We start from the raw sequence: 20,853 nt of genomic DNA on the forward strand, positions 1-20,853 counted from the left end.
CGCGGGAGGACGAGAGGTCCGACGCGGCGATGGATTTGGAGTTCTATTCCGGCCCGCTCGTCGAAACGTGCCTGATCCGTATCATCCGCGCCGAGGACTTCACCAGCGTGCTGGCCCAGCAATGTGCGGAGTCCCTCGGCGGGATCTGGGCCAGGACCGGCCGAGTGGACCCGGCCTTATGGCGGAGCTGCGGGGTCTGGCGAAGGACGAGGTCTTCGGCATCCTCGGCATCCGCGCCCCGCACCTGCTGCCCCCCGCCCTCTAGAGATCTTTACGGGGGCGGGTTACGGGCTGTGCTGACGGCTGAGGAGCGGGCTCCTCGTGGCCGGCGTGGTCGGTGCCGTCCAACGCGAAGGAGCGGAGGGCGGTGAACTGGGCCTCGATGCGGTGCAGTCAGGAGCTGTTGGTCGGCGTGTAGGTGAACTCGACGTTGTTGGCAGCGGCCCCGTCACCGACCCGGGTGTCCTTCTCTGCCGTCAGGTGCGGGAAGACGTTGCCGAGCGGAGTTGGACGCCGATCCGGGAGCAAGAGTTGGCCTTGGTCCGAAGCTTCACGGTCGAGAAGGTCGACTCGATGGGGTTCGTGGTCCGCGGGCGGATCCAGTGCCCGGCCGGGAAGTCGTAGAACGCCAGCAGTCCCTCCGCATCGTCGGTGAACTTCGCGACCGCTTTGGGTCGCTTCGTCCCGTAGGTCTTCGTAAACGCTTCGATCGCCTGTGACTGCTTTCATCGCGGCCCACTCGGTGTCGCACTCAGGCCGCACCTCCGGGAGCCATCCGCACCGCACGGCGGCGCAGCTCGACGGGATCCTCGCCGGATGTGCCCTGGCCTGAGGGAATCAAGCCTGCCTGATGTTGACGGCCGAAGCCTTGGCCATTGCCACGGGGTTCAAGAAACGCAGTGCGGGCGTACACCATGAGCGAACTGTTGAGGTTCGCCCCGACCGGTTGCGGCCGGGGCGACCGCCTCTGCCAGGCGGCAGCGCGCGATGAGTCGATGGCGCGGCACATGTGTCTGTTTGCCTCCCGGGCGCGGCCACCAGTATCTGGCCGCCGACTACGCCAACGCGTGGACGCCGTCGCACGAGCTCAGTTGGTGAGTGGGGGCGGGCATGTCCTGCTGTCAGACCCACGTGACAGGATCCATTGCATGGATCTTGCAGCCGTGTATGCAGACCTTGACCGGGTTGCCTGGCCGGAACTTGGCCATGCCTATGGTCCCGCCGATGATGTGCCCGGTTTGCTGCGCGCGATGACAGGCGCAGACGAGGAGGCCGCGGCAGAGGCCGAACAGGAACTGTGGAGCAGCATCGTGACTGCCAACGGGGCACGACGCATCGTGGGCTCGGGCATCCAGACCGAGATCATTCACAACGCCTCGGAGTTCCGCGTCGTCGCCCGGCGCGTGCTGGCGGACCTGGCGCACTGAAAGGCGCGCGCCGACCTCGATGGCATCCTGATGCGGAGCCTCCTGACACATTCCGGCGACCGTCACTGGTCTCCAGGGTTGCCGTCCGACGGTCGGCAACCCCTCGTGCTCACACTTTCCAACGTCCCCACACCCTTCAATACCGGATCGGCTGAGCAGCAAGAGCAAATCTGACTCGAATTCAGGAAGTCTCATCACGATCCACGAGGACGGCCTCTGGTCGGATCCTGGGCGGCGGAGACGACGCGGGTCTCACCTTCGCCTGCCGGTTCGTTCCGCTTCCCCTGAAGCAACCGCTGGCAGACGATCAAGACACATGGCTGAGCCACATCAATCCGCGTTGGAGCACCGTCGGCCAGTAACCGGCCGCCGAACCCGCACAACGAAATCGGAGCCACTGCCTTGAGGAACCAGCGGAACCTGCGGAACCGGAAGACCTACGGAATCACCAGCCCCGGCCCGTTGTCCCCGCCCAGATTTCTCCCGAACTGCGCTCGCGTGGCCGGTGCTCCCAGATCCACCGGGTTCTCCGCGAAGGCTTTCGACGCCGTCAGACCGGAAGCCGTGCCGCGCAGCAGCCACACCGCGCCGCCGTTCGCGACCGTGCCCAGGTCCTCCCCCGGCGCGCCTGCCGCCAGGTCCGCCTTCCCGTCCCCCGTCACGTCCAGCAGCCGCACCGAGCCGCCGAACAGGTCGCCCTTCTCCACGCTTCCCGGCACACCCGGTGTGCCCTGGTGGAAGGCCTGCGCGCCCGTGCCGGAGAGCCCGCTCCTGCCTCCCTTGAGCAGCACCACCGAGCCGGCCCTCGCCACCGAACCGATCGCCTCGCCCGGGTCGCCCACGGCCAGGTCCGCGTATCCGTCGCCGTTCACGTCGCCCGCGCTCAGCCGCGCCCCGAACTGGTCGCCCTTCTCACTCACGCCGGGCACGCCTGCGGTCTCCTGCGTGATCGTCTTCGTACGGGTCGTGCTGGGCCCGGCCGGCGAGCCGTAGTAGATCTTGATCGTTCCCGGGTCGTATTGCAGATCCGTCTCGCCGTTCGGGTAGACCCGGGTGGCGAGATCGGCGTAGCCGTCCTTGTCGAAGTCGCCGACGGCGGTGGTGTTCGCGGAGGGCAGCCGTTGAGGGACGGTGGACAGGCCCTGTCGCGTGCCGAGCCACAGCTTGCCGCCCTCGGCCTGGTCCTCGTAGACGTAGAAGGTCGCGAGGTCGTCGATGCCGTCGCCGTTGAAGTCGCCTGCCGCGGTGGAGCAGATCGTGTTGTCGGTGCTGAACACGGTCAGCTGCTGCTCGCGCGCCGGTGCCCCGTTCCGGCCGAACGGACCGTAGAGCACCGCGCGGAAGTCGAAGTCTTCGGCGTTGCGCATGAACAGGTCCGTGTGCCCGTCGCCGTCGAAGTCGCCCGCGGTGATGTCCTCGCCGACGAACGCGTTCACCGGTGCGGGAATGCGGACCGCGCCCTTGCCGGAGATTCCGGTTCCGCGGCCCCACAGGACGATCACGGAGCCGCTGATGTTGTTCGTCGGCTGGTGCTCGTTCGTCACCACGGCCAGGTCGGTCAGGCCGTCGCCGTCCAGGTCGCGGGGGATCAGCTCGTAGCCGAAGCCCTGGTTGTCGCCGGAGGCGCCGGGCACACCCGGGGTGTCCTGGGTGATGATCGTGGTACGAGCCGGGCCGAGGCCCTTCGCCGAGCCGTAGCTGACCGCGACGTAGCCCGCCCAGGAGTGGCCGCCCACCGCGGCGGCGGGGGCGGCAACGGCGAGGTCCTGGTAGCCGTCGCCGTTGAAGTCCTCGCGCACGGTGGCGTTGGCCTCGGCGGCGGACGCCGTGTCCCCGGTGAGCGGCACGGTGAACGCCCCGATCAGCGCGGCGGCTGCTGTGGCTGTGACGGCCGGTCTGCGGATGCCCACGATTCCTCCTTGAAGCGCGAGCGGTGCCGAAGCGCGAGCGCACGCGGGTGAGATTCGACTGTGAGACACGCGGCGACGGCAGATGGTTGTGCGGTGAACGGCATGTGAACGGCCTGGGCTCGTAAGCAGTCGCGCCCCTGCTCTCACTCCAACGCGAGCGTCGGGACGATCAAAGAAGTGTGACGGCCGGTGGGGTCCACCGGTGGGTGCGAGGCGTCGCGCCGGGTACCACCTCCTCGTAGCGGTCGATGAGTTGCCGGGTCAGGTGGGCGCCCTCCTCGGAGGGGCCCATGTGCCGGATCATGTACCGGTCTAGGAAGTGGCGGGCCTCGTCGAGGGGCTTGGGGACGGTGTCCTGGTCGACGCCGAGCATGGCGCCGACGACACGCCAGGCGTAGTAGTAGGCTTCCGTGCCTTCCTGTGACATGTGGATGCCGAGGCGGTGCACAGACTGTCCAGCACGAGCAGTGAGAAGAACATCTGCCCGCCGATCATGTTCTCCTGGTTGATCGGCGTGCCGAGTACGTCGGTGTCCCACCGGTTCTCGCGCCTGAGGTGGTGGTGGATGGAGGCGTGCCGGAGGCGGACCTTCTGTGCGGCGGGGATGCAGCGGCTGCCGGCTTCGAAGGCGTCGGGCTGCATCAGGTAGACGGTGAACTGGCCCGTCCCTCCGCCATCCGCTTGGACGGGTGGTTCAGCCCGTGGCTGCGGTCGCCGACGCGCCCGGGCCACCCAGCGCACCTGCGGCTGCTCCCGCACACGGGGCCGGCCCGGCCGCCGTACGCGCGGGCAGCGCGCCGTCGGCGTGCTTACGCGGCCGCGCTGAGCGCCCGGGAGCGGCGGCGCGATCTGGGAATGCTCAAGTCGATCGGCATGACGCCACGGCAGGTCACGGTGATGATGGTGGTGTCCATGGCCGGGCTGGGGCTGGTCGGCGGGGTCCTGGGACTGCCGCTGGGTGTCGCGGCGTACCGCGTGGTGATCCCGAGGACCGAACACAGCGCCCAACTCACCTTCCCCGCACGAATGCTGGACGTGTGGCACTCATGGACCACGGCGCTGCCGGCGCTGGCCGGGGTGGCGATCGCCGCGCTGGGCGCGGTGATACCAGCGCGTGCGGCGGCCCGGCAGACCATCGCCCGGGCGTTGCGTACCGAGTGACGGCCGCGCGCTGCGACGGGGGCAGTGCTCCGCCAGGGCCCTGGCGGCTCAGCGGGCGCCCGCGGTGGCGCCCGCCCCGACCCTGTTCGCCGCTACGCCACGATCACGACCGAGCAGACAGCGAGGGCGGCCATCGCCAACTGGCACGACGGCCAGGTCCTCGACGTACTCCCAAGAGAGGAGGCATCTCGTCACGATGATCGCTGTTGGGACCCGGTTCACCGGGGCTCTGACAGCAGAGGCCGTCCGGCGAACCACCGGTGAGCTCCTCACCACACTGGAGGGGTGTACGCGGGGAGTTCCCCCGTCTTCGGACTGAGGTCGCCCCGCCAGGACATGACCACCTGGCCCAGCTCGCCGAGGTCTTCGTTCGCCCCCGCGAGCACCGTCTCGTCGGCGAGCGCCATGCGGATGGCTTCGGCGGCCTGTTGCGGGTCGGCGGCCGTCGGGGACTGCCTTTGACCGGGCCGGAACGATGCGCGTCCGGATGTCGTCGACGACTGTGCCGTCGGTGCTGAGCGCAGTCACGTGACCGCCCGGACAAGTCCCAGGCGGTGTCTCTTCGATCAGTGACTCGTTGTTCTGGCCATGCTCAGTGGAGGAGATCTCAGTGACGACGAGTGGGCGGCGCTGGAGCCACTGTTGCCGACGAGCAACCATGACCGAGGAGGCAGAGCACTCACCCCTCGAGCTTGAGGTCCTCCAAACCAGACGCGACCAGCAAGGGTACGAACTCCACGACGCTGTGCGAGGCAACACCGTTGAGCACGTAGGGATCGGTGGCGAGGATCTGGTCGAGGTCCTCGACAGGCATCTCGGCAGCAAGGTAGACGCCACCCACCAAAGGAACTTGGCGCCCAGCTGCCAGAAGCAGTCGCCGTGAAATGAGGTCGTTCAGCCAGTCGCCGTGGGCTGGTCTCCACGGGGCTACTTCCTCCAGCGGTGCCGTATAAGTCACTGTGACAACGAACATCTTCGGACCGTAGCCGAACCCGAGGTACTCCAGCGACCCCATTCCATGATCCGGGCAAACAGGCCCTAGTTCGTCCTGGCGGAAGTACCGACGACGTAGAGCCCGCCCGAACCGGTGGCTGCAGTTCACGACCACGATCGACCGCGCCGGCATCCGGGCGGTGGTGGTGAAGAACTCGGTCTCCCGTTTCGCCGCCGACAGCCTGCGCCCCGAGCAGGCTCGCGAGGTGATCACGGAGGCCGCCGGTGCCGCGGTGCGGCGGCCGGCTGACGCCCGACTGCCCGCGATCCCCCTGCCCGCCACCCTGACCGTCCGCTTCCGCAACGCCGACCTGGCCGAGATGGTGACCTGGATCGACGGCGTGGTCCGTGCGGACGAAGTCACCGTCCACCTACGCGACGACGACCCCGTCCGCCTGTACCACACTTTCGTCACTTCCTTGCGGACAGCGGGACTTCAGATCTGGCAGATCCCCCGTTCGTAGTCGACCGTGGCGGACTCCTTGGAGTAGGTCCACTGCGGGCTCAGCAGCCGGGTGTCGAGCTGCTGGGCGGCGCGGGGGCTCTCGACGATGTACCCGAAGTCCTGCAACCACGCCGGGTAGAGGTTCTTCGAGCCGATGTAGAACGCGGAGCCGTCGACCGAGACCAGCTTGTGGTGCTGGGCGTAGGGGTGTCCGTCGGCCCACTTCGCGCTCGGGGAGCTGCGGAAGGACGCGAGCTGCAGGTTGGAGCAGAGCGCCGCCGTGGCGCTGCGGTCGTCGCCGGTGACCCGGGTGAGCCGGCTGCGCAGTACGTCGCTGATCTCGGAGAGGGACTTGATCTGCGAGTAGCCTCCGCTGCCGACAGCGCCGCGGTTTGCAGGGTCGCTGACGACGATGCGCACCTTGACGCCGGCGGCGAGCTTCGCGGCGAGGGCGTCGTAGACGCGGGTGTCGTAGCGGGGCAGCGGCGGGCAGGTCGCGTTGAGGTCCTGCTGCGAGATCTCGATGTGGCTGGTCGCGCTGGAGATCAGTGAACGCAGGGCGCTCTCTTCGGGGTTGACCGTGTCGTAGTCACGGTCGGCGTTGGTGTTGTCGTGCAACCCGATCACGCACCGGGTGCCGGACGTGGCCGGCGGGGTCGGACGCCAGGTGGAGGTGGGATCGGTGTCCTGGATGCCCACGCCGAGCCCGCCGACGGCGATCACCGGTACGTCGCCGGTGGCGGGGACGGCACGGGGGTTCGTGTCCCGCTCCATGGTCGCCATGCAGTCCCCTCCGCCGGAGGCGGCGTACCAGACGCTGGCGACGTTGTTCTGGTTGCGGCAGGTCCAGGTCCACAGCTGGTCCAGGTACCGGCCGGCCGTGCCGGCGGCGGGGCCGGTCAGGGCGAGGTCGACGTCGGTGACCGGGTGGGCGGTGTCGAGGTAGTCGCCCTTCCAGTCGTTGATGCCGCCGGTGATCGCGGACTCCCCGTCGACGACCAGGAGCTTGGAGTGGTTCCACGAGAAGGCGGTCTTCGACGTGGTCATCGAGGCGACGTCGAGCGTGACGGCATCGGCCGCCGAACCGAGCTTGCTGCGCAGGTCGTCCCGGTACTTCGAGGGCAGCACGTTCAGGTGGTAGAGGGGCGCGGCCCCGACGAGGACGCGGACCTTGAGCTTGTGGCCGGAGTCCACGGAGGACTTCAGGCCCGCGACGATGGCGTCCTGGAAGGCACCGTCCGGGAAGGGCGCGAGAGTCGAGATGTCGACGGTCCGTGTCGCCCGGGAGATGTTCTCGGTCATCTTCGCCAGCAGCCGCTCGGTGCCGACGCGGTCCGTGCAGTCGGCGTCGCCCCAGCAGCCGGGCGTCTGGAGCAGCCAGTCGGCGGGGTCGCCGTCCGCGGTGTCGAGCCGGTTGCCGCTCGTCCGCTCCCACACGTTCCCTTCGAGGCCGGGCGAGACCTCGCGCAAGGTGCCTTCCACGGCGTCGAGATGGGGGGTCGCCGAGTCGGCGGCGGTGGCGGGCGCGGCGGGCAGCGCGGCCAGGGAGAGGGCGGATATCAGCGTGACGCGTGCCAGGCGGTTTAAGCGGGAGGAAATGATCACCCAGAGAAGTTACCAGGCAGTACATCTCACGTACTGCGGGGACCGCGCCCCTGTCGGACGGGAGACACGTACGTCGGATCGCGTGGCCACGCATGACATGGCCGGGGCTCCCGACGACTTCGCCCACCGGGTCCGAACAGCCCCGGTCAGCAGGGCGACGCGGACATCCTGGGGGCATGTCAGATACGCATCAGGCCGACGTCAGTGAGCCCTGCCAATGTTGTTCACGTGAACGGCGCGGGACACCGGAAGCCGGTCACGGGGAGAGGTGCCCGGAGTGGCTGATCGGGGACCAGCGAGCACGCCTCGAGGTCGGGCCCCTCAGGGGGCCCACGCAGGTTCGAATCCTGCCCTCTCCGCCAGTACGTTTCCGGATACGTCGCTCATGCTGTGCCGGCCGGCGTCCACGGCTTCTCGGGAGGCGGCGGTCCGTCCCAGGCGCTGCGGAACTTCTCCTTCAGGCTTTTGGGCGGGGCTTCCTTCTCTTCCCGTGAATGCATGAGCCGCGCCGTGGTCACTCGTACATGGCACTCCCGGTGCCGCTGCCTCACAAGCACCACCCACGCACCGTCCGGGGCGAGGAAGGCATACCGCGCCGGCTCGTCTCCCGGGCGGGCATGCCGTGCGAGAACCTGTGGCACGTAGTGCAGGGCTGCGTCCTCGGCCACTGCTGCAGCCTGTGCCTCATCCCCCTCGATGCGGTGAGTACCCACCAGCATCCAGTGATGCAGCTTCAGTTCCGCGCCTTGGACGCGCTCTGTCAGTCGAGTGTCCTCTTCGATGAGGACGTACCACTCATCACTCACGGGCGGTGCCTACCTGTCTTGCCGGGCCGGACGGGCCGACGAGCGGTCGTACAAGCCTCACCGAGGTGACCAGCGCAGACGCTCTTCGACCAGCACGAAGATCGTGCTGGTTGTTCAGCCCCGCGAATCCTGTCATGTGGATCATCAGGAGCGGATATCAGGGCCCCTGGAAGGGGACGAAGCCGACGAGCGACTGAGGCTTCTCCGCGGCGCAGGGGCGGTGGGCCCCTTCCACGTTCTCCACTTCGAATGATCTGCTGTGTCACCCAGGATCATCGGTCGCGGGGGGGGATGCATGGCCGACGAGAAGCAGCGGGACCACGGCGAGGGAGACGTCGCGGGGCTCCGGGCCTGGGCCGCTGTCGCCGTTCGTCAGGCGCATGAGTTGTGGCCCCAGGCGCAGAAGAATCCGCAGCTGGCCACGTTACGGATCGTGACCGAGCATCTGGCCACGGTCGAGAGGCTGTTACCGGCGGAGGACCCGGCCCGGGCGGCCGTCGTGCCCTGGCTCGGGCTGCTGATGCAGGCGCGGCTCAAGGGCCGGCCGGACGCCGATCCGCGGGAGCGGGCGGCCGCCTTGAGCCATCTCCGGTGGACCGACCGTGCCAGGCCGCTGAACGACCGGCTCGCCATGATGGCCCGGAGCAACCTGGCCGGGCTGCTCATCCCGCCGGGCGTTCCTCCGCAGGCGCGCGACGGCTCCGGGCCGCCCGGCCTGGTCGAATCCCTGCGGGAGCAGTTGACCGAGGCCCTGAACGTTCTCGCCCGCATCGTCGCCGGGGACCTGACGACGCGGGAGAGTGTGCTGGCCGTCATGGAGCACGTCGCGACGCTGCTGTCCTCGCTGCCCGGCCAGCCCGGGGGAGGTTCGCCGTCTCCGCCCCGGGAGGGCAACGATGGCGAGGAGGTGGCGGGGCCGGCCGGTACGGTGACCCGAGGGGAACCCGTGGAGGATGCGCTGGCCGACGCTGTCCAGGGGGTGGTGGACTGGGCCTTCCGGGACGCGGTGCGGTTCACGCGTCTGCTGGAGTGGCTGTGCGTCACCGTGAACGATCCCTGGGTCTCCATGGCGGACGCCGGCCGGGAGCTGGCGGATCTGGGCCTGGACCAGCCCGAGTTCGCGCCGCTGCGTGAGCTGCTCGCCGCGCTCAGATCGGGCGGGCAGGATCCCCGGTCGCTCGTCGAACGCGTCCACAGCGCCGCTCAGGCGGCCAGGGAGGTGCTGCTCGCCTTGCCTACGGATGCACCCGAGCGGATCCGCGTCGCCAAGTTCCACGCGTCCCTCCTGGTGGCGGGGAACCGCCGGATGCCCGAGACGCTGGACTTCGGCGAGGTGGACGCGGCCGCGATGCGGCCGGACCCCGACCCGGCGGCGCGTTCGGCCTGGCGGCGAGAGCTGAGCCTGGAACTGATCCTGTCCACCTCGATCGACAGCCTGTGGGTATCGAACGGCGAGATCGCGCGCGTGGAGCGGAGCGCGGCATGGCTGCGGGAGTGGATCGACGCCCTTCCGGCGGACGGGGCGAACGCCGCGGCCGCCCGGCGGTACCTGTCCGTCCTCCTCGCCCATCGCGTCGCCACCGCCGCCAGGCTCGGAGGCAGCCTCCAGGACGGCGTCGCCGCCCGGGCGATGGCCGAGGGGCTGTCTGCCGCGGATGAAGACGACGATGTCCAGGCGCTGTTCAGCCTCTTCACCGGGTTCCAACTGGCCCGCCGCAGCCGGGACCAGGCCGCGCTGGCCCGCGCGGCGGAGGACCTGATCCAGACGTTGAGCGACCGGTACACCTCCCCTGCGCCCGACGGGGGCACACGCTTCATCATCACCGGCACGCTGGGCCTGGCCCACGGCGAACGTGCCGCCCGCACCGGAGACCAGGCCGACCTCCGCGCCGCCGCCCGGTACCTGCGGGAGGCCGTGGAGATCGATCCGGCCACGGTCCCGCCGCTGTTCGCACCGTACTTCCCCACCACACGGGCCCAGCTGATGACCGCGCTGGCCATGGCCGACCCCCGCCGGGAGGTCATCGACCGCGCCATCGCGGAGGTCCACCGGGTGATCGAGGAATCGCGGACGTCGCCCTGGGACGAAGCCCAGCTCCGGCTCGCCCTCGGCCGGGCCATGCTCCGCGCGACCACCCACCGCAGTGACCTCAGCCTGCTCGACCCGTGCATCGCCGAACTGAGCCGGGTCCGCGCCCTGGCCGCCGAAGGCCACGGCCTGCCGTTGAACGTCGAGGTTCTGACGGAGCTGTCCACGGCCCACTGGATGAGCGCGGTTACCGGTGGCCCGCGCGCGAGTGAGGACCGGAAGGCGAGCCTGAACACCCGCCGCGAGGCACTGGAGCTGATGGCCGCCGATGTCCTCCTTCAACTCGGCGCCGAGCACGCCCTGTCGGTGGCCCGGGCCGCGACCGGCCACGTGCTGTGGCTGGCCCTGCGGTGCGCCGAGGACCGCCGCCCCGCCGAGGCCGTGGAGGCGCTGGAGCTGGGCCGGGCCCTGGTGCTGCAGACGGCCGCGGCCGCACACGGCGTGCCCCGGCTGCTGGCGGACCGGGGTCACTCCGACCTGGCCGAGCGGTGGCAGGCGCAGGCACCGCGGCATCCACTCCGGCGGGGTCCGCGCGAGGGGGATGAGGTTGAGGGGGACGCGGGCGAGGGGCATCCGGCTGAGGGGAATCCGCTGCGGCCGAGGACGGCGGCCGTGGTGGCGGCCCCAACCCCCGGCGCCGAGCTGCCGAGCAGCCTGCGGCGCAAGGCGCTCGCCGCGCTGGGCGCGGGCAACGGCACCGGCGCGCGGGAGTTGCTCGGCACTCCGGACGCCGCCGCACTGACCGCCGCGCTGGCCGCCTCAGGGGCCGATGCGCTGGTCTACCTGGTCCCCGGCGAGGGCTTCCGCCCCCACATCCCGGGACGCGCGCTGATCCTGCGCCCCGGCGGCGCCGAGCCCTCCGTGCTCGCCCTGCCCCTGCTGCTCTCCCCCGGCAGCCACCAGCTGGAGCGTTACCTCGCCGCCGCCGCCGACCGTTCCCGCAAGGCGGCCGACCCGGACGCGTCACGTGCGTCGCGGGAGGCCGCCGAGACGGAATGGCGGGCGGCACTGAGCGAGCTGTGCGACTGGGCCTGGCCCGCTGCCGTAGGGCCGGTCCTCGACTCCCTGGAACCCCTGGGCCGGCCGCCGCGGATCGTGCTGATCCCCTGTGGGCCCCTCGGTGTCGTCCCCTGGCATGCGGCGCGCAAGCACATCCCGCTGGGCGGCTACCGGTACGCCTGCCAGGACGCGGTGTTCAGCTACGCCCCGTCCGGGGCGCAGTTCCTGCGGGCCGCCGCCCGCGACCGGCTGCCGGCCACCGGGCGCCGGGTGCTGGTCACCGACCCGCGGCTCAGCCTGGTGTGGGCCGAGATCGAGACGGAGGCGCTGCGTTCCGCCTGCTACCCGGACGCACGGCGCTACGGCGAGTTCGTGGCGGCCGAGGGTGTGCCGGATGCGCCGGGGAGCTGCGAGGACCTGCTGGCCGTCCTGCCGGGCGGCGGTCAGCCGGCGGCGGTCTTGCACGTGTCCTGCCACGGCGTGGCCGGTCCGAGTCCTGCACGGTCGGCGCTGTCGCTGGCCGACGGCGAGCTGACCGTCGCCCGGATCCTGGACCATGCCGCGGCCGCGGCGCCCGGCCCGGACGGCCCGCTGGTCGTGCTCAGCGCCTGCGAGACCGACCTGAGCACGGGCGACCACGACGAGGCACTGACCCTCTCCACCGCCCTGGTCGCCCGGGGTGCGGCCGACGTGGTCGGCTCCCGCTGGGCCGTCAACGACAGCGCGACCGCGCTGATGATGGCCCTCTTCCACCACTTCCTCACCCGTCAGGACCTCGCTCCCGCCGACGCGTTGCGCGCCGCCCAGCTGTGGATGCTCGACCCGGACCGTCGGCCCCCGCCCGGCCTGGGCGACCCGCTGCACCGCGAGGCCGCCCGCGCCGACCTGCACGAGATCCACCTGTGGGCCGCCTTCACCCACCAGGGCAACCCCGCGGCACGCTGAGCACCGCCTGCGCTGCTACTTCTCCTGAACATCCACGGACCTCCCGATCCGCACCTGCTGCCCGGACTGGCGGACAAACGCTGCCCCTGGAAGGGTTCTGGCTCAACTTCTGGGGTGGGCTCACCGGCCTTGATGCGGTGGCAGGCGGTGGGACGGCCGCACTCTGTGGGCCGCTTGTGGGAGTTGAGCCAGAACCGTCACTCGTGAACAAAGCCAGAATTGATTCTGCGTGAGCAGGATCTGACCGTGGTCAATTTCGCGGCAGCGGGCAGGACGGCAGGCGGCGAGGCCGGGGGTTCCTCCCGCCTCATGCGGCGCGGCGGCGCGAGCAAGCGGAATTCGATGCCGGAACCGCAGCCGGGCGTGGTGCCGCATCAGAGGCCACATTCCATCTGGTTTGGTCAATATTTACTTTTCCGGAATCCGTCTGCATAGTGGCGCCTCGAATATTGGCGGGTTGAACAGGGGGCCATTTCTTGTCGCAGATCAACGATGGTGCCGCGCGCGAGGTGGAGCTTGAGCGAGCTCAGGTGTCCGTCATGGGCGAGCTGTTGGACGAGCGGCTGGCCGGGGCGCGGGCGCAGCTGGCGCGCGTGCTCGCGACGCCGTCCGATGGCGCGGGCGAGGCGTACGAGCGGGAGGTGGTGGCCGGGCGGCTGGCGAGGGAGGTTCGTCGGCTGGAGGGGGCCGAGGACGGGTTGGTCTTCGGCCGGATCGACCTGGCGGACGGAACCGCCCTGCGGATCGGGCGGCTGGGGCTGCACAGAGACTCGGACGAGCTGCCACTGCTGGTGGATTGGCGGGCCGAGGCCGCGCGGCCCTTCTATGAGGCGACACAGGTTCATCCCATGGGGCTGCGGCGGCGTCGCCATCTGCGCCTGGCGGGCCGCACGGTGGTGGGGGTGAGCGATGAGCTGCTTGACGGCTCCGCACCCACCGGACAGGACGTGGTCGGAGACGGCCCGTTGACGGCGGCGCTCCAGGAGAGGCGCACGGGGCGGATGGGTGCGGCGGTTGCCACGCTCCAGGCCGAGCAGGACGCGATCGTCCGGTCGCCGCACCGCGGGGTGACGGTGGTGCAGGGTGGTCCGGGCACCGGAAAGACGGTTGTGGCGCTGCACCGCGCCGCGTATGTGCTGTACGCGTTCCCGAAGGCATCAGAGCGCGGCGTGCTCGTAGTGGGGCCGAACGCGCGGTTCCTGGACTACATCTGCCAGGTCCTGCCCTCGCTCGGGGAGAACGATGTCGTCTTGGCGACGTGCGAGGAACTTGCCGGTGTCGTGCCGGCCGCCGCGGACCCTTTCGAGGCGGCGCGCCTGAAGGGGAGTGCCGTACTGGCCGACGCGCTGGCCGCTGTGGTCCGCTCACGACAGGCCCCGGGCGGCGATTTCGACGTCCGGGTCGGGCAGGAGTGGATTCGTCTGCAGGACAGGGATGTCGCACAAGCGCGGGCATCGGCACAGACCAGTGGGCTCGCGCACAACCGGGCACGTCGGCTGTTCAAGGAGCTGCTCGTCGACGCCCTCGTCCGTGAGCTTGCCCGCAGTGGCGCCGAGACGCTTGAACGTATCGACGCCGAGGTCGCGCAACTGACCGGCCTCGACCTGGACCGGGCCGCGGCAGCGGACCTGCGCCGCCTCGGTGTTGACGACGCGCCCGCCACAGGTGCCGACGAGTTCGACACCGAGCGGGTGCGCGCCGACCTCCTGGACGATGCCCTGCTCGATCAGGCCGTCGAGGACCTGTGGCCGCGGCTCACGCCCGGCGACGTGGTCCGCGCCCTGCTGACGGATACTGACGCGCAGGCCGCGTACCTGCGGCAGTTCACCGACGACCAGCGGGCCCTGCTGCGGCGAACGCCCGGTGCGCCCTGGACGGACGCTGATGGGCCGCTTCTCGACGAGGCGGCGAGCCTGGTCGACGGCCCGCCTGAGCACGTCTTCGGACACGTCGTCGTCGACGAGGCACAAGAGCTCACCGCCATGCAGTGGCGGATGATCGTGCGCCGTTGCCCGGGCAGGTCCATGACGCTGGTCGGAGATTTCGCCCAGGCGGGCCCGGCGGCGGTGGCCCGGGACTGGAGGGAGGCACTCGGCCCGGACCTCGGACGGCGCTTCGACCTGCGCACCCTGACCGTCAGCTACCGGACCACGCAGGAGATCCTCGCCACCACAGGGGACTTGCTCGCGCGGATCGCCCCGGGCCGGCCGGAGATCCGGTCGATCCGGCGCGGCGAGGTGCCTCGAACCCTCGCCGCGGCCCCGGAGTCGCTCGTCACCGCCCTCGTGCGGGAGCTGCGGGAGCAGGGCGCCGCGCACCCGGGCGAGTTGGTCGGGGTGATCTGCGCCGATGGCAGGACGGAGCAGCTCACGGCTGCGGGGATCGAGCAGCATGCCCGACTGGTGCCGGCCTCACAGGCGCGCGGTCTGGAGTTCGACGCCGCGGTCGTGGTCGACCCGGACGGGATCACCGCCGCCCGCCCTGGGGGCGAGCGCGACCTGTACGTCGCCCTGACCCGGGCCACCAAGCGACTGTGCACCATCACCGTCCCGCCTACCGTGAAGATCACACGCGAGATTCAGCCTCCGGCGGAAGTCGGCCTCCATTCGTACACGCCTTTCCAACGAAGGTAGGTCAGCAGGCAGTGCCATGCCCCAGCGCCCTGGCCCACTCCTGCAATTCGGGCTCGGCCAGGCTGGTGCCCAGCCAGTCGTGGTCGAGGGCGACGCCTGGAAGGGAGGGTACGACCGCGACGTAGAGCCCGGCAGCACGCGCCGAGGCGATGCCTGTGGCCGAGTCCTCGAAGGCGACGGAACGCTTCGGGGCCACACCGAGTGCTTCGCATGCCGTGAGGTAGAGCTCTGGTGCGGGTTTGGGCGAACGTACCTCGTCAGCGGCGAACGAGTGGGTGAAGCAGTCGGCGAGGCCGGCCGACCACAGTGCCGCGTCCAGCAGTTCCCGGGGGCTGTTGCTGGCTACGGCGATGGGCACGGCTGCACGGCAGGCGCGCACCAGTGCCGCCGCCCCGGGGAGGGCTGTGGCGCCTTGGGAAAGCTCCTTGCGGACTCCTTCGAGGAGCTCGGCGGCGAGCTCGGCCCCGGCGCCGGGGCATCCGAGGTACTGGGCCATGGCTTCTCCAGCGGCCTCCACGGTTCGGCCGATGACGAGGGCTTTCTGTTCGGGACCGAAGGGATGGCCGTGCGCGGCGAAGATGGCCGTTTCCGCAACGGTCCAGCATGCTTCGGTGTCGACCAGCAAGCCGTCGCAGTCGAAGACGACCGCGTCGGTGCTGGTGGGGAGCGTGTACATGAAGGGTCCTTTCGCTTCGGGTGATGCGGGGTTGCCCGTGCAGCGGCCTCCGGTGGTCTTGCGGTGCGCCGACAGCTGCCTCACTGCCCGAGCGCGAGCCGGATGCCGAAGGCAGCGATGACCGTGCCGGTGATGCGGTCGAGGTAGCGGCGGGCCGAAGGCCGTTGCAGACGGACTCGGAGCACGTGCGCGAATGCGATCAGCACGCAGGACCAGACGACGGCCAGGAGGATGTGCACACCGGCCAGGAGGACGCCTGCAGCAACGTGCGAGGCGCCGGTGGGGACGAACTGCGGGAGCACGGCAACGTAGGAGGCACCCATCTTCGGGTTGGGAAGATTGGTCGTGACCCCTTGGCGCCAGGTGGCCCGCAGCAGCCTGCCGCCCATCCACACCAGATACGCGGCTCCGCTCCAACGAACACTGTCGTATGCGAGGTGAGATGCCGTCAGAAGTGCGGTGACACCGAGCGAAGTGAGCGTGCCCCAGACCAGCGTGCCGCTCTGGATGCCGAGGACCACGCCCCAGGCGCGACGCCGGTGCCCGAGCGCCGCGGTGCGCAGGATGAGGGCGGTATCCAGTCCGGGAGTGAGCGTGAGAAGCCCCACTATCAGGGTGAACGTCTCTATCGCGTCCAGGGTGATCATGGCCGGTAACCCTAGGCCGGAGACCAGAGAACGTCTATGATCCTGCCCGAAATCGGGCAGGATTGGCGGCATTCAGTGATGAGGTCAGCCCCGTCGGCTTGGGATCCTCTGGCACGAGGGCGGCTACGGGCTGCCGACGGATCGCTCGGATCCGTCGCCTCCGCAGGTATTGCCGGTTTCGGCGCGAGCTGTAGCCCTTATCGCCGCACAGGTAATCCGGACGCGTCCGGGGGAAGGCCATGGCCGAGGGGCCGGTACCGGAGCTGGTACTTGTCGCCGTCGTTGCACTCGTGCATGTAAACGGAGTTGCCGTTGCTGTCGAGGTACTCCCCGGTCTGCCGGTTGCGCCGCTTCCAGTTGCCGCCCCCGACGCTGATCTCGTCCCAGCGCTGCCAGTTGTTGCCGCTGCACGGCTCCATGCAGGCGTCGTGGTCGGTGTAGGCCGTCAGGCAGTAGCCGGTGTCCGCCGAGCTCTTCTCGAGCCAGCTGCCGTCGCCCAGGTGCACGTCGTGCCACTGGGCCCAGACGTCCGAGCTGTAGGCCAACGTACGTCGTCCGGGTGGTTGTTGGCCCACGTCACCATCAGGGCCTTGCCCGAGTTGCGGTGCACCCAGTGCACGTCGCCGCCGGCGTGCGCCGCCGTGGTCATGGTCAGCGCCAGGGCCGGTGCGAGCGCGGCGGTTCCGAGAACCTTGGCCATGCGGGCGGTGTTGATGCGCATGGGAAATCCCCCTGTGTGTCGTTGTCCGTGGTCGGAAGGGTGTATCGGAAGGAGCCGACGGCTCAGTACCAGAGCCGGTACTTGTTGTCGTTGTTCCAGCCGCCCGGGCCGAGGTAGACGCTCCTGCCGTTGCTGTGATCGTTTCGGTGGCAAGCGCAGCGAGCCGTTCGCCTTCCGCAGGGCGCCCCGGAGCGTCCCGCGCCGTCTCGGGACAGCGCGTCCCGCGCCCCGGGACGGCACGGGACGGAACCTTCGCTCGGCGGCGGACGCCAGTTCGGTGACCTCGTCCAAGCCCTCTCCACCGCACAGACCGCCGGGCCCCTGACCGCGGCCGGCCCTGCGGTGCCCGCCGTGAATGATCACGAACAGTCCCAGGTCTTCGCCTCGGCAAGCTGATGACCGCGTTACGAGGCGCGGGTGCGGGCACGGTTCGCAGGTTCGGCCATGGAGCCTGCCGTTGGAGGCCGCGGGCCGGTCGGGCGGAGACGCGTCGGGCTCTGCCGAGACCAAAGCCCCGACGCCGTGATCCCGACTCGCGGTCCGGTCTCGGCCTCCTCGTCGGTCAGCTCGCCGAGGAAGCCGTACTTGCGCGGGGACGGCCCGTCGGAGCGGCGGTCGGATGCCCGGGCGAGTACGAAGAACTCGACGCCGGGCGCCAGGCTCTGGTGCACGTTGCCGCGCATTCCCTCCATGGCGGCGACGTCCTGCGCGTAGTTGAGCAGCCGGACTGCCGTGGCGACGTCGAAGCGCCCACCGGTGGGCCGCAGTTCGGACCCGTCACCCACCTCGTAGCGCACACCCGGCGGTTTGCACTCCTGTCGAGGACCGACGTGCCGAGCGCGTCCCCGACCATGGCCAGAAAGGTGCAATTCACCGAGCCGCTGATTTCGACGTACATGATCCGGCCATCCACGACGTCCAGGCACAGCATGCCTCGCGAAGGGAGGAGCGGCACGCACCGGCGGCCGGCGCCGTAGGGCTGCCCCTGCGGATGAGGTGTGATCTGGAAGCTCTGGCAGAACTCGTCGCCGCAGCCGCACTCCTCGACCAGGATCACCTCTGCGACGAGATCCGGGAAGACATCACGGACGAGGGGGTGGTCCTGCTCCGTCAGCGGACGGTAGCTGGAGCCGTCATCCAGTACGCCAGCGATACTTGCAGGACAGCCCTGAGTCAGCTGCCCGCTGCTGCACCCACTCGGTGTCAGTGCCCCGGGATACGCTTGCGGCTTTGACGGCCCGCGCACGTCGGGTCGCTCGTGACGAGGGGTGCCATGAGCTTCCACATGCATCTGCGCGCCGTCCGGAGCTCCGAGGTTCAGCTCGATTTCGGCTGGCTGCAGGAGTTCATGGGAGCTGCCTGGGACTGGGACGTCCATCAAGCGGAGTCCGACGCGGGGATTGCGGAGTCCATCGAGAAGGACTTCAGTTCGCTGCACCAACTCTATGAAGCTGGCAGTGGTCTTTCCGAGGGGCGAGGGGGAACGTGGGAACTGCCCATCTTCGGCGGTGACATCGTCTACCACCCTGACGACGACCAACCCCCCCTTCGTCCACCTGACCCCGGACACGGTGCGGCAGGCATCAGCCTTTCTCTCGGACGTCTCGTTCGACGTCCTCTGGGAGTCGGCGGGCCCCAAGTTGCACGCAACGTTCGGTCCCGGCTGGGCTGAGGAGGACGTCAGGGACATCTGTCTCCGTCACCATGCTGACCTCCGCGGCTTCTACCAGCGCACCGCCACGGCCGGAAAGGCAGTCGTCAAAGCATTCTGGTACTGAGGTCCGTCTTCGCGCCGATCTCGCCTTGGCGCGCTGGATGATGTCCCATACGAAGGCGCCCTTCGCTTTCCTGGAAGCAGCGCTTGGTCCGTTCGGCATTGTCCGTTCGGCCCACGAGGCCCATGCCAGTCAGCGGGCCCAGGAACGCGTCCGTCGGCGCTTCCACCCGGACACCACGCCCGGGTACTTTTCTGCATGAATGGGCGGTATCCACCCCCGTCCGTCGCTAGGGTCGTCGCACCGGCCACCGTCGTGCCGTCCCAGTGACCGGGACGGCCGGCCGACAGCCTTGAGGAGCTCGTATGCAGTACTACGACCTCGGCAGCCACGGCCGGCGCGTGACAACGTCGTCCTCCGAGGCGCAGACGTGGTTCGACCGCGGGCTGAACTGGACGTACGCCTTCAACCACGAGGAGGCCGTCCGCTGCTTCGAGGCGGCCGCCGCGGCGGATCCCGACTGTGCCATGGCGGACTGGGGCCTGGCCTACGCACTCGGCCCCAACTACAACAAGCCCTGGGACTCCTTCGACGAGCAGGACCTGAGCCAGTCCGTGGAGCGTGCGCACGCCGCCGTACAGCGCGCCCGTGCGAAGGCCGCCGGCGCCACCCCCGTCGAGCAGGCACTCATCGACGCATTGCACGCTCGCTATCCACGGGCCCAGTCCCCCGACGCCGAGGACTGTTCCGTGTGGAGCGCCGCCTACGCCGACAGCATGCGCTCCGTCCACCGAGTGGCGCCCGACGACCTCGACGTCGCCACCCTCTACGCCGACGCCCTGATGAACCTCACACCCTGGCAGCTGTGGGACATCCGCACGGGCAGGCCGGCCCCGGGCTCACGCACCACCGAGGCCAAGGCGGTGCTCGATCGGGCGATGGCCACAGAGGCGGGCGCACGGCACCCGGGCCTGCTGCACATGTACATCCACCTGATGGAGATGTCCCCGACTCCCGAGGCCGCCCTGCCGGTGGGTGACCGGTTGCGCGGCCTGGTGCCGGACGCGGGACATCTCCAGCACATGCCGTCCCACCTGGAAGTGCTCTGCGGCGACTACCGCCGTGTGATCGCCGACAACCAGGCCGCGATCACGGCCGACGAGAAGTTCCACGCCAGGGCCGGGGCGATGAACTTCTACACCCTGTACCGGTGTCACAACTACCACTTCAAGATCTACGGCGCGATGTTCCTCGGCCGCTTCCAGGACGCGATCGACACGGCGGACCGGCTCGAAGCGGCCGTGCCCGAGGAACTGTTGCGTGTGGACAGCCCGCCCATGGCCGACTGGCTGGAGGGATTCCTCGCGATGCGGGTGCACGTGCTCATCCGCTTCGGCCGCTGGGACGACATCCTGAGCCTTCCGATGCCCGCCGACGCCCAGCTGTACTGCGTGAGCACGGCCATGCTGCGGTACGCGCGCGGAGTCGCACTCTCCGCCACGGGCCGGGTCGACGAGGCCGACACGGAGCGCGAGCTCTTCCGCGAGGCGGTGGCCCGGGTCCCGCAGACACGGATGTTGTTCAACAACACGTGCACGGACATCCTGGCGATCGCCGCGCAGATGCTGGACGGAGAGCTGGCCTACCGCAAGGGGAAGCACGAAACGGCGTTCGCGGCACTGCGCCGGTCGATCGAACTGGACGACGGCCTTCCGTACGACGAGCCGTGGGGGTGGATGCAACCCACCCGGCACGCATACGGCGCACTGCTTCTCGAACAGGGCCTGGTCGCGGAGGCCGAGGCCGTCTACCGCGCCGACCTCGGACTCGACGACACGCTGCCGCGCCCGCTGCAGCACCCGGGCAACGTCTGGGCCCTGCACGGCCTCCACGAATGCCTCCTGCGGCTCGGCAAGGAGGGTGAGGCGCACATCGTGGCCCAGCAGCTGAAGATCGCCGCGGCGATGGCGGACGTACCGATCGAGGCGTCCTGCTTCTGCCGCCTGGAAACCGCCACCGCGGGTTCCGCATCCGGGGACGGTTGCTGTACCGGTGAGCGGTGAACGACAAGGACCGTGACC

At 69.8% G+C, this 20,853-nt stretch carries 17 protein-coding genes and 5 pseudogenes; 9 read left to right on the forward strand and 13 right to left on the reverse strand.

All coding sequences use genetic code 11. The features are described 5' to 3' along the window. Positions 1-121 precede the first annotated feature (121 nt). Entirely contained in the window at positions 122-265 is a 144-nt protein-coding gene (locus ACWC5O_RS31115) for a hypothetical protein (RefSeq protein ID WP_450588079.1), read from the forward strand. A 50-nt stretch (positions 266-315) separates the two neighbouring features. On the opposite strand, the pseudogene ACWC5O_RS31120 reads toward ACWC5O_RS31115, so the two are convergent. After that, a pseudogene (locus ACWC5O_RS31120) lies at positions 316-495 on the reverse strand (IS630 family transposase); the annotation flags it as partial. 41 nt (positions 496-536) lie between these two features. Further along, positions 537-713, reverse strand: a pseudogene (locus ACWC5O_RS31125) (transposase); the annotation flags it as partial. A 435-nt stretch (positions 714-1,148) separates the two neighbouring features. Between ACWC5O_RS31125 and ACWC5O_RS31130 the strand changes: the two are divergent. After that, a complete protein-coding gene (locus ACWC5O_RS31130) occupies positions 1,149-1,427 on the forward strand; it encodes a hypothetical protein (protein WP_450588081.1) in 279 nt (92 codons plus the stop codon). A 437-nt stretch (positions 1,428-1,864) separates the two neighbouring features. Here the strand turns inward: ACWC5O_RS31130 and ACWC5O_RS31135 are convergent, their stop codons facing one another. After that, on the reverse strand, positions 1,865-3,337 hold the full coding sequence (locus tag ACWC5O_RS31135; protein ID WP_450588083.1) for an FG-GAP and VCBS repeat-containing protein: 1,473 nt from the start codon (positions 3,335-3,337) through the stop codon (positions 1,865-1,867). A gap of 220 nt (positions 3,338-3,557) precedes the next feature. Further along, a pseudogene (locus ACWC5O_RS31140) lies at positions 3,558-4,044 on the reverse strand (oxygenase MpaB family protein); the annotation flags it as partial. On the opposite strand from ACWC5O_RS31140, the gene ACWC5O_RS31145 reads away from it, so the two are divergent. Continuing rightward, a complete protein-coding gene (locus tag ACWC5O_RS31145) occupies positions 4,019-4,498 on the forward strand; it encodes an FtsX-like permease family protein (protein WP_450588085.1) in 480 nt (159 codons plus the stop codon). The pseudogene ACWC5O_RS31140 and the gene ACWC5O_RS31145 overlap by 26 nt on opposite strands. A gap of 269 nt (positions 4,499-4,767) precedes the next feature. Here the strand turns inward: ACWC5O_RS31145 and ACWC5O_RS31150 are convergent, their stop codons facing one another. Both ACWC5O_RS31150 and ACWC5O_RS31155 read right to left on the reverse strand, forming a co-directional pair. After that, positions 4,768-4,905, reverse strand: coding sequence for a hypothetical protein (locus ACWC5O_RS31150; protein ID WP_450588087.1), 138 nt, complete (start codon positions 4,903-4,905; stop codon positions 4,768-4,770). A 272-nt stretch (positions 4,906-5,177) separates the two neighbouring features. Continuing rightward, the gene (locus ACWC5O_RS31155; protein WP_450588088.1) at positions 5,178-5,513 is read right to left on the reverse strand and encodes a YciI family protein; all 336 of its coding nucleotides are present in this window, start codon (positions 5,511-5,513) and stop codon (positions 5,178-5,180) included. Positions 5,514-5,631: 118 nt separating this feature from the next. Between ACWC5O_RS31155 and ACWC5O_RS31160 the strand changes: the two genes are divergently transcribed. Continuing rightward, positions 5,632-5,955 (forward strand): M55 family metallopeptidase, encoded by a 324-nt coding sequence (locus ACWC5O_RS31160; protein WP_450588090.1) that lies wholly within the window; start codon positions 5,632-5,634, stop codon positions 5,953-5,955. Here ACWC5O_RS31160 and ACWC5O_RS31165 read toward each other — a convergent pair. Further along, entirely contained in the window at positions 5,928-7,541 is a 1,614-nt protein-coding gene (locus tag ACWC5O_RS31165) for a phospholipase D-like domain-containing protein (RefSeq protein ID WP_450588092.1), read from the reverse strand. The two genes, ACWC5O_RS31160 and ACWC5O_RS31165, sit on opposite strands and share 28 nt — an antisense overlap. Positions 7,542-7,803: 262 nt before the next feature. Here ACWC5O_RS31165 and ACWC5O_RS31170 point away from each other — a divergent pair. After that, a pseudogene (locus tag ACWC5O_RS31170) lies at positions 7,804-7,903 on the forward strand. Positions 7,904-7,924: 21 nt separating this feature from the next. Here the strand turns inward: ACWC5O_RS31170 and ACWC5O_RS31175 are convergent. After that, on the reverse strand, positions 7,925-8,347 hold the full coding sequence (locus tag ACWC5O_RS31175; RefSeq protein ID WP_450588094.1) for a hypothetical protein: 423 nt from the start codon (positions 8,345-8,347) through the stop codon (positions 7,925-7,927). A 295-nt stretch (positions 8,348-8,642) separates the two neighbouring features. On the opposite strand from ACWC5O_RS31175, the gene ACWC5O_RS31180 reads away from it, so the two are divergent. Together ACWC5O_RS31180 and ACWC5O_RS31185 are read left to right on the forward strand one after the other, a co-directional pair. Continuing rightward, on the forward strand, positions 8,643-12,380 hold the full coding sequence (locus ACWC5O_RS31180; RefSeq protein WP_450588096.1) for a CHAT domain-containing protein: 3,738 nt from the start codon (positions 8,643-8,645) through the stop codon (positions 12,378-12,380). A 539-nt stretch (positions 12,381-12,919) separates the two neighbouring features. Then, on the forward strand, positions 12,920-15,013 hold the full coding sequence (locus ACWC5O_RS31185; RefSeq protein ID WP_450588098.1) for a HelD family protein: 2,094 nt from the start codon (positions 12,920-12,922) through the stop codon (positions 15,011-15,013). A gap of 1 nt (position 15,014) precedes the next feature. On the opposite strand, the gene ACWC5O_RS31190 is transcribed toward ACWC5O_RS31185, so the two are convergent. The 5 genes and pseudogenes from ACWC5O_RS31190 to ACWC5O_RS31210 all read right to left on the reverse strand — a co-directional run bounded on the left by ACWC5O_RS31190 (position 15,015) and on the right by ACWC5O_RS31210 (position 17,854). After that, positions 15,015-15,689 carry an HAD family hydrolase gene (locus tag ACWC5O_RS31190; protein WP_450588100.1) on the reverse strand — a complete coding sequence of 225 codons (675 nt, stop codon included), beginning with the start codon at positions 15,687-15,689 and terminating at the stop codon, positions 15,015-15,017. An 80-nt stretch (positions 15,690-15,769) separates the two neighbouring features. Next, entirely contained in the window at positions 15,770-16,336 is a 567-nt protein-coding gene (locus ACWC5O_RS31195) for a LysE family translocator (protein WP_450588101.1), read from the reverse strand. A 127-nt stretch (positions 16,337-16,463) separates the two neighbouring features. Then, positions 16,464-16,568 (reverse strand): annotated as a pseudogene (locus ACWC5O_RS31200) (IS5/IS1182 family transposase); the annotation flags it as partial. After that, a complete protein-coding gene (locus ACWC5O_RS31205) occupies positions 16,534-16,881 on the reverse strand; it encodes an RICIN domain-containing protein (RefSeq protein ID WP_450588103.1) in 348 nt (115 codons plus the stop codon). The gene ACWC5O_RS31205 and the pseudogene ACWC5O_RS31200, both read right to left, overlap by 35 nt. A 580-nt stretch (positions 16,882-17,461) precedes the next feature. Then, entirely contained in the window at positions 17,462-17,854 is a 393-nt protein-coding gene (locus ACWC5O_RS31210; protein WP_450588104.1) for a hypothetical protein, read from the reverse strand. 648 nt (positions 17,855-18,502) lie between these two features. Between ACWC5O_RS31210 and ACWC5O_RS31215 the strand changes: the two genes are divergently transcribed. Then, a complete protein-coding gene (locus ACWC5O_RS31215) occupies positions 18,503-18,835 on the forward strand; it encodes a DUF1877 family protein (RefSeq protein ID WP_450588106.1) in 333 nt (110 codons plus the stop codon). Positions 18,836-19,137: 302 nt separating this feature from the next. After that, entirely contained in the window at positions 19,138-20,835 is a 1,698-nt protein-coding gene (locus ACWC5O_RS31220; protein WP_450588108.1) for a tetratricopeptide repeat protein, read from the forward strand. Positions 20,836-20,853: the final 18 nt, after the last annotated feature.

The organism is Streptomyces sp. NPDC001450, assembly GCF_053597295.1.

Bases quoted from the DNA above. Each gene is read 5' to 3' on its own strand.
- ACWC5O_RS31115 (WP_450588079.1), top strand. From the start codon at position 122: ATGTGCGGAGTCCCTCGGCGGGATCTGGGCCAGGACCGGCCGAGTGGA.
- ACWC5O_RS31130 (WP_450588081.1), top strand. From the start codon at position 1,149: ATGGATCTTGCAGCCGTGTATGCAGACCTTGACCGGGTTGCCTGGCCG.
- ACWC5O_RS31150 (WP_450588087.1), bottom strand. From the start codon at position 4,905: ATGGCGCTCGCCGACGAGACGGTGCTCGCGGGGGCGAACGAAGACCTC.
- ACWC5O_RS31155 (WP_450588088.1), bottom strand. From the start codon at position 5,513: ATGGGGTCGCTGGAGTACCTCGGGTTCGGCTACGGTCCGAAGATGTTC.
- ACWC5O_RS31180 (WP_450588096.1), top strand. From the start codon at position 8,643: ATGGCCGACGAGAAGCAGCGGGACCACGGCGAGGGAGACGTCGCGGGG.
- ACWC5O_RS31185 (WP_450588098.1), top strand. From the start codon at position 12,920: ATGGGCGAGCTGTTGGACGAGCGGCTGGCCGGGGCGCGGGCGCAGCTG.
- ACWC5O_RS31190 (WP_450588100.1), bottom strand. From the start codon at position 15,689: ATGTACACGCTCCCCACCAGCACCGACGCGGTCGTCTTCGACTGCGAC.
- ACWC5O_RS31195 (WP_450588101.1), bottom strand. From the start codon at position 16,336: ATGATCACCCTGGACGCGATAGAGACGTTCACCCTGATAGTGGGGCTT.
- ACWC5O_RS31215 (WP_450588106.1), top strand. From the start codon at position 18,503: ATGAAGCTGGCAGTGGTCTTTCCGAGGGGCGAGGGGGAACGTGGGAAC.
- ACWC5O_RS31220 (WP_450588108.1), top strand. From the start codon at position 19,138: ATGCAGTACTACGACCTCGGCAGCCACGGCCGGCGCGTGACAACGTCG.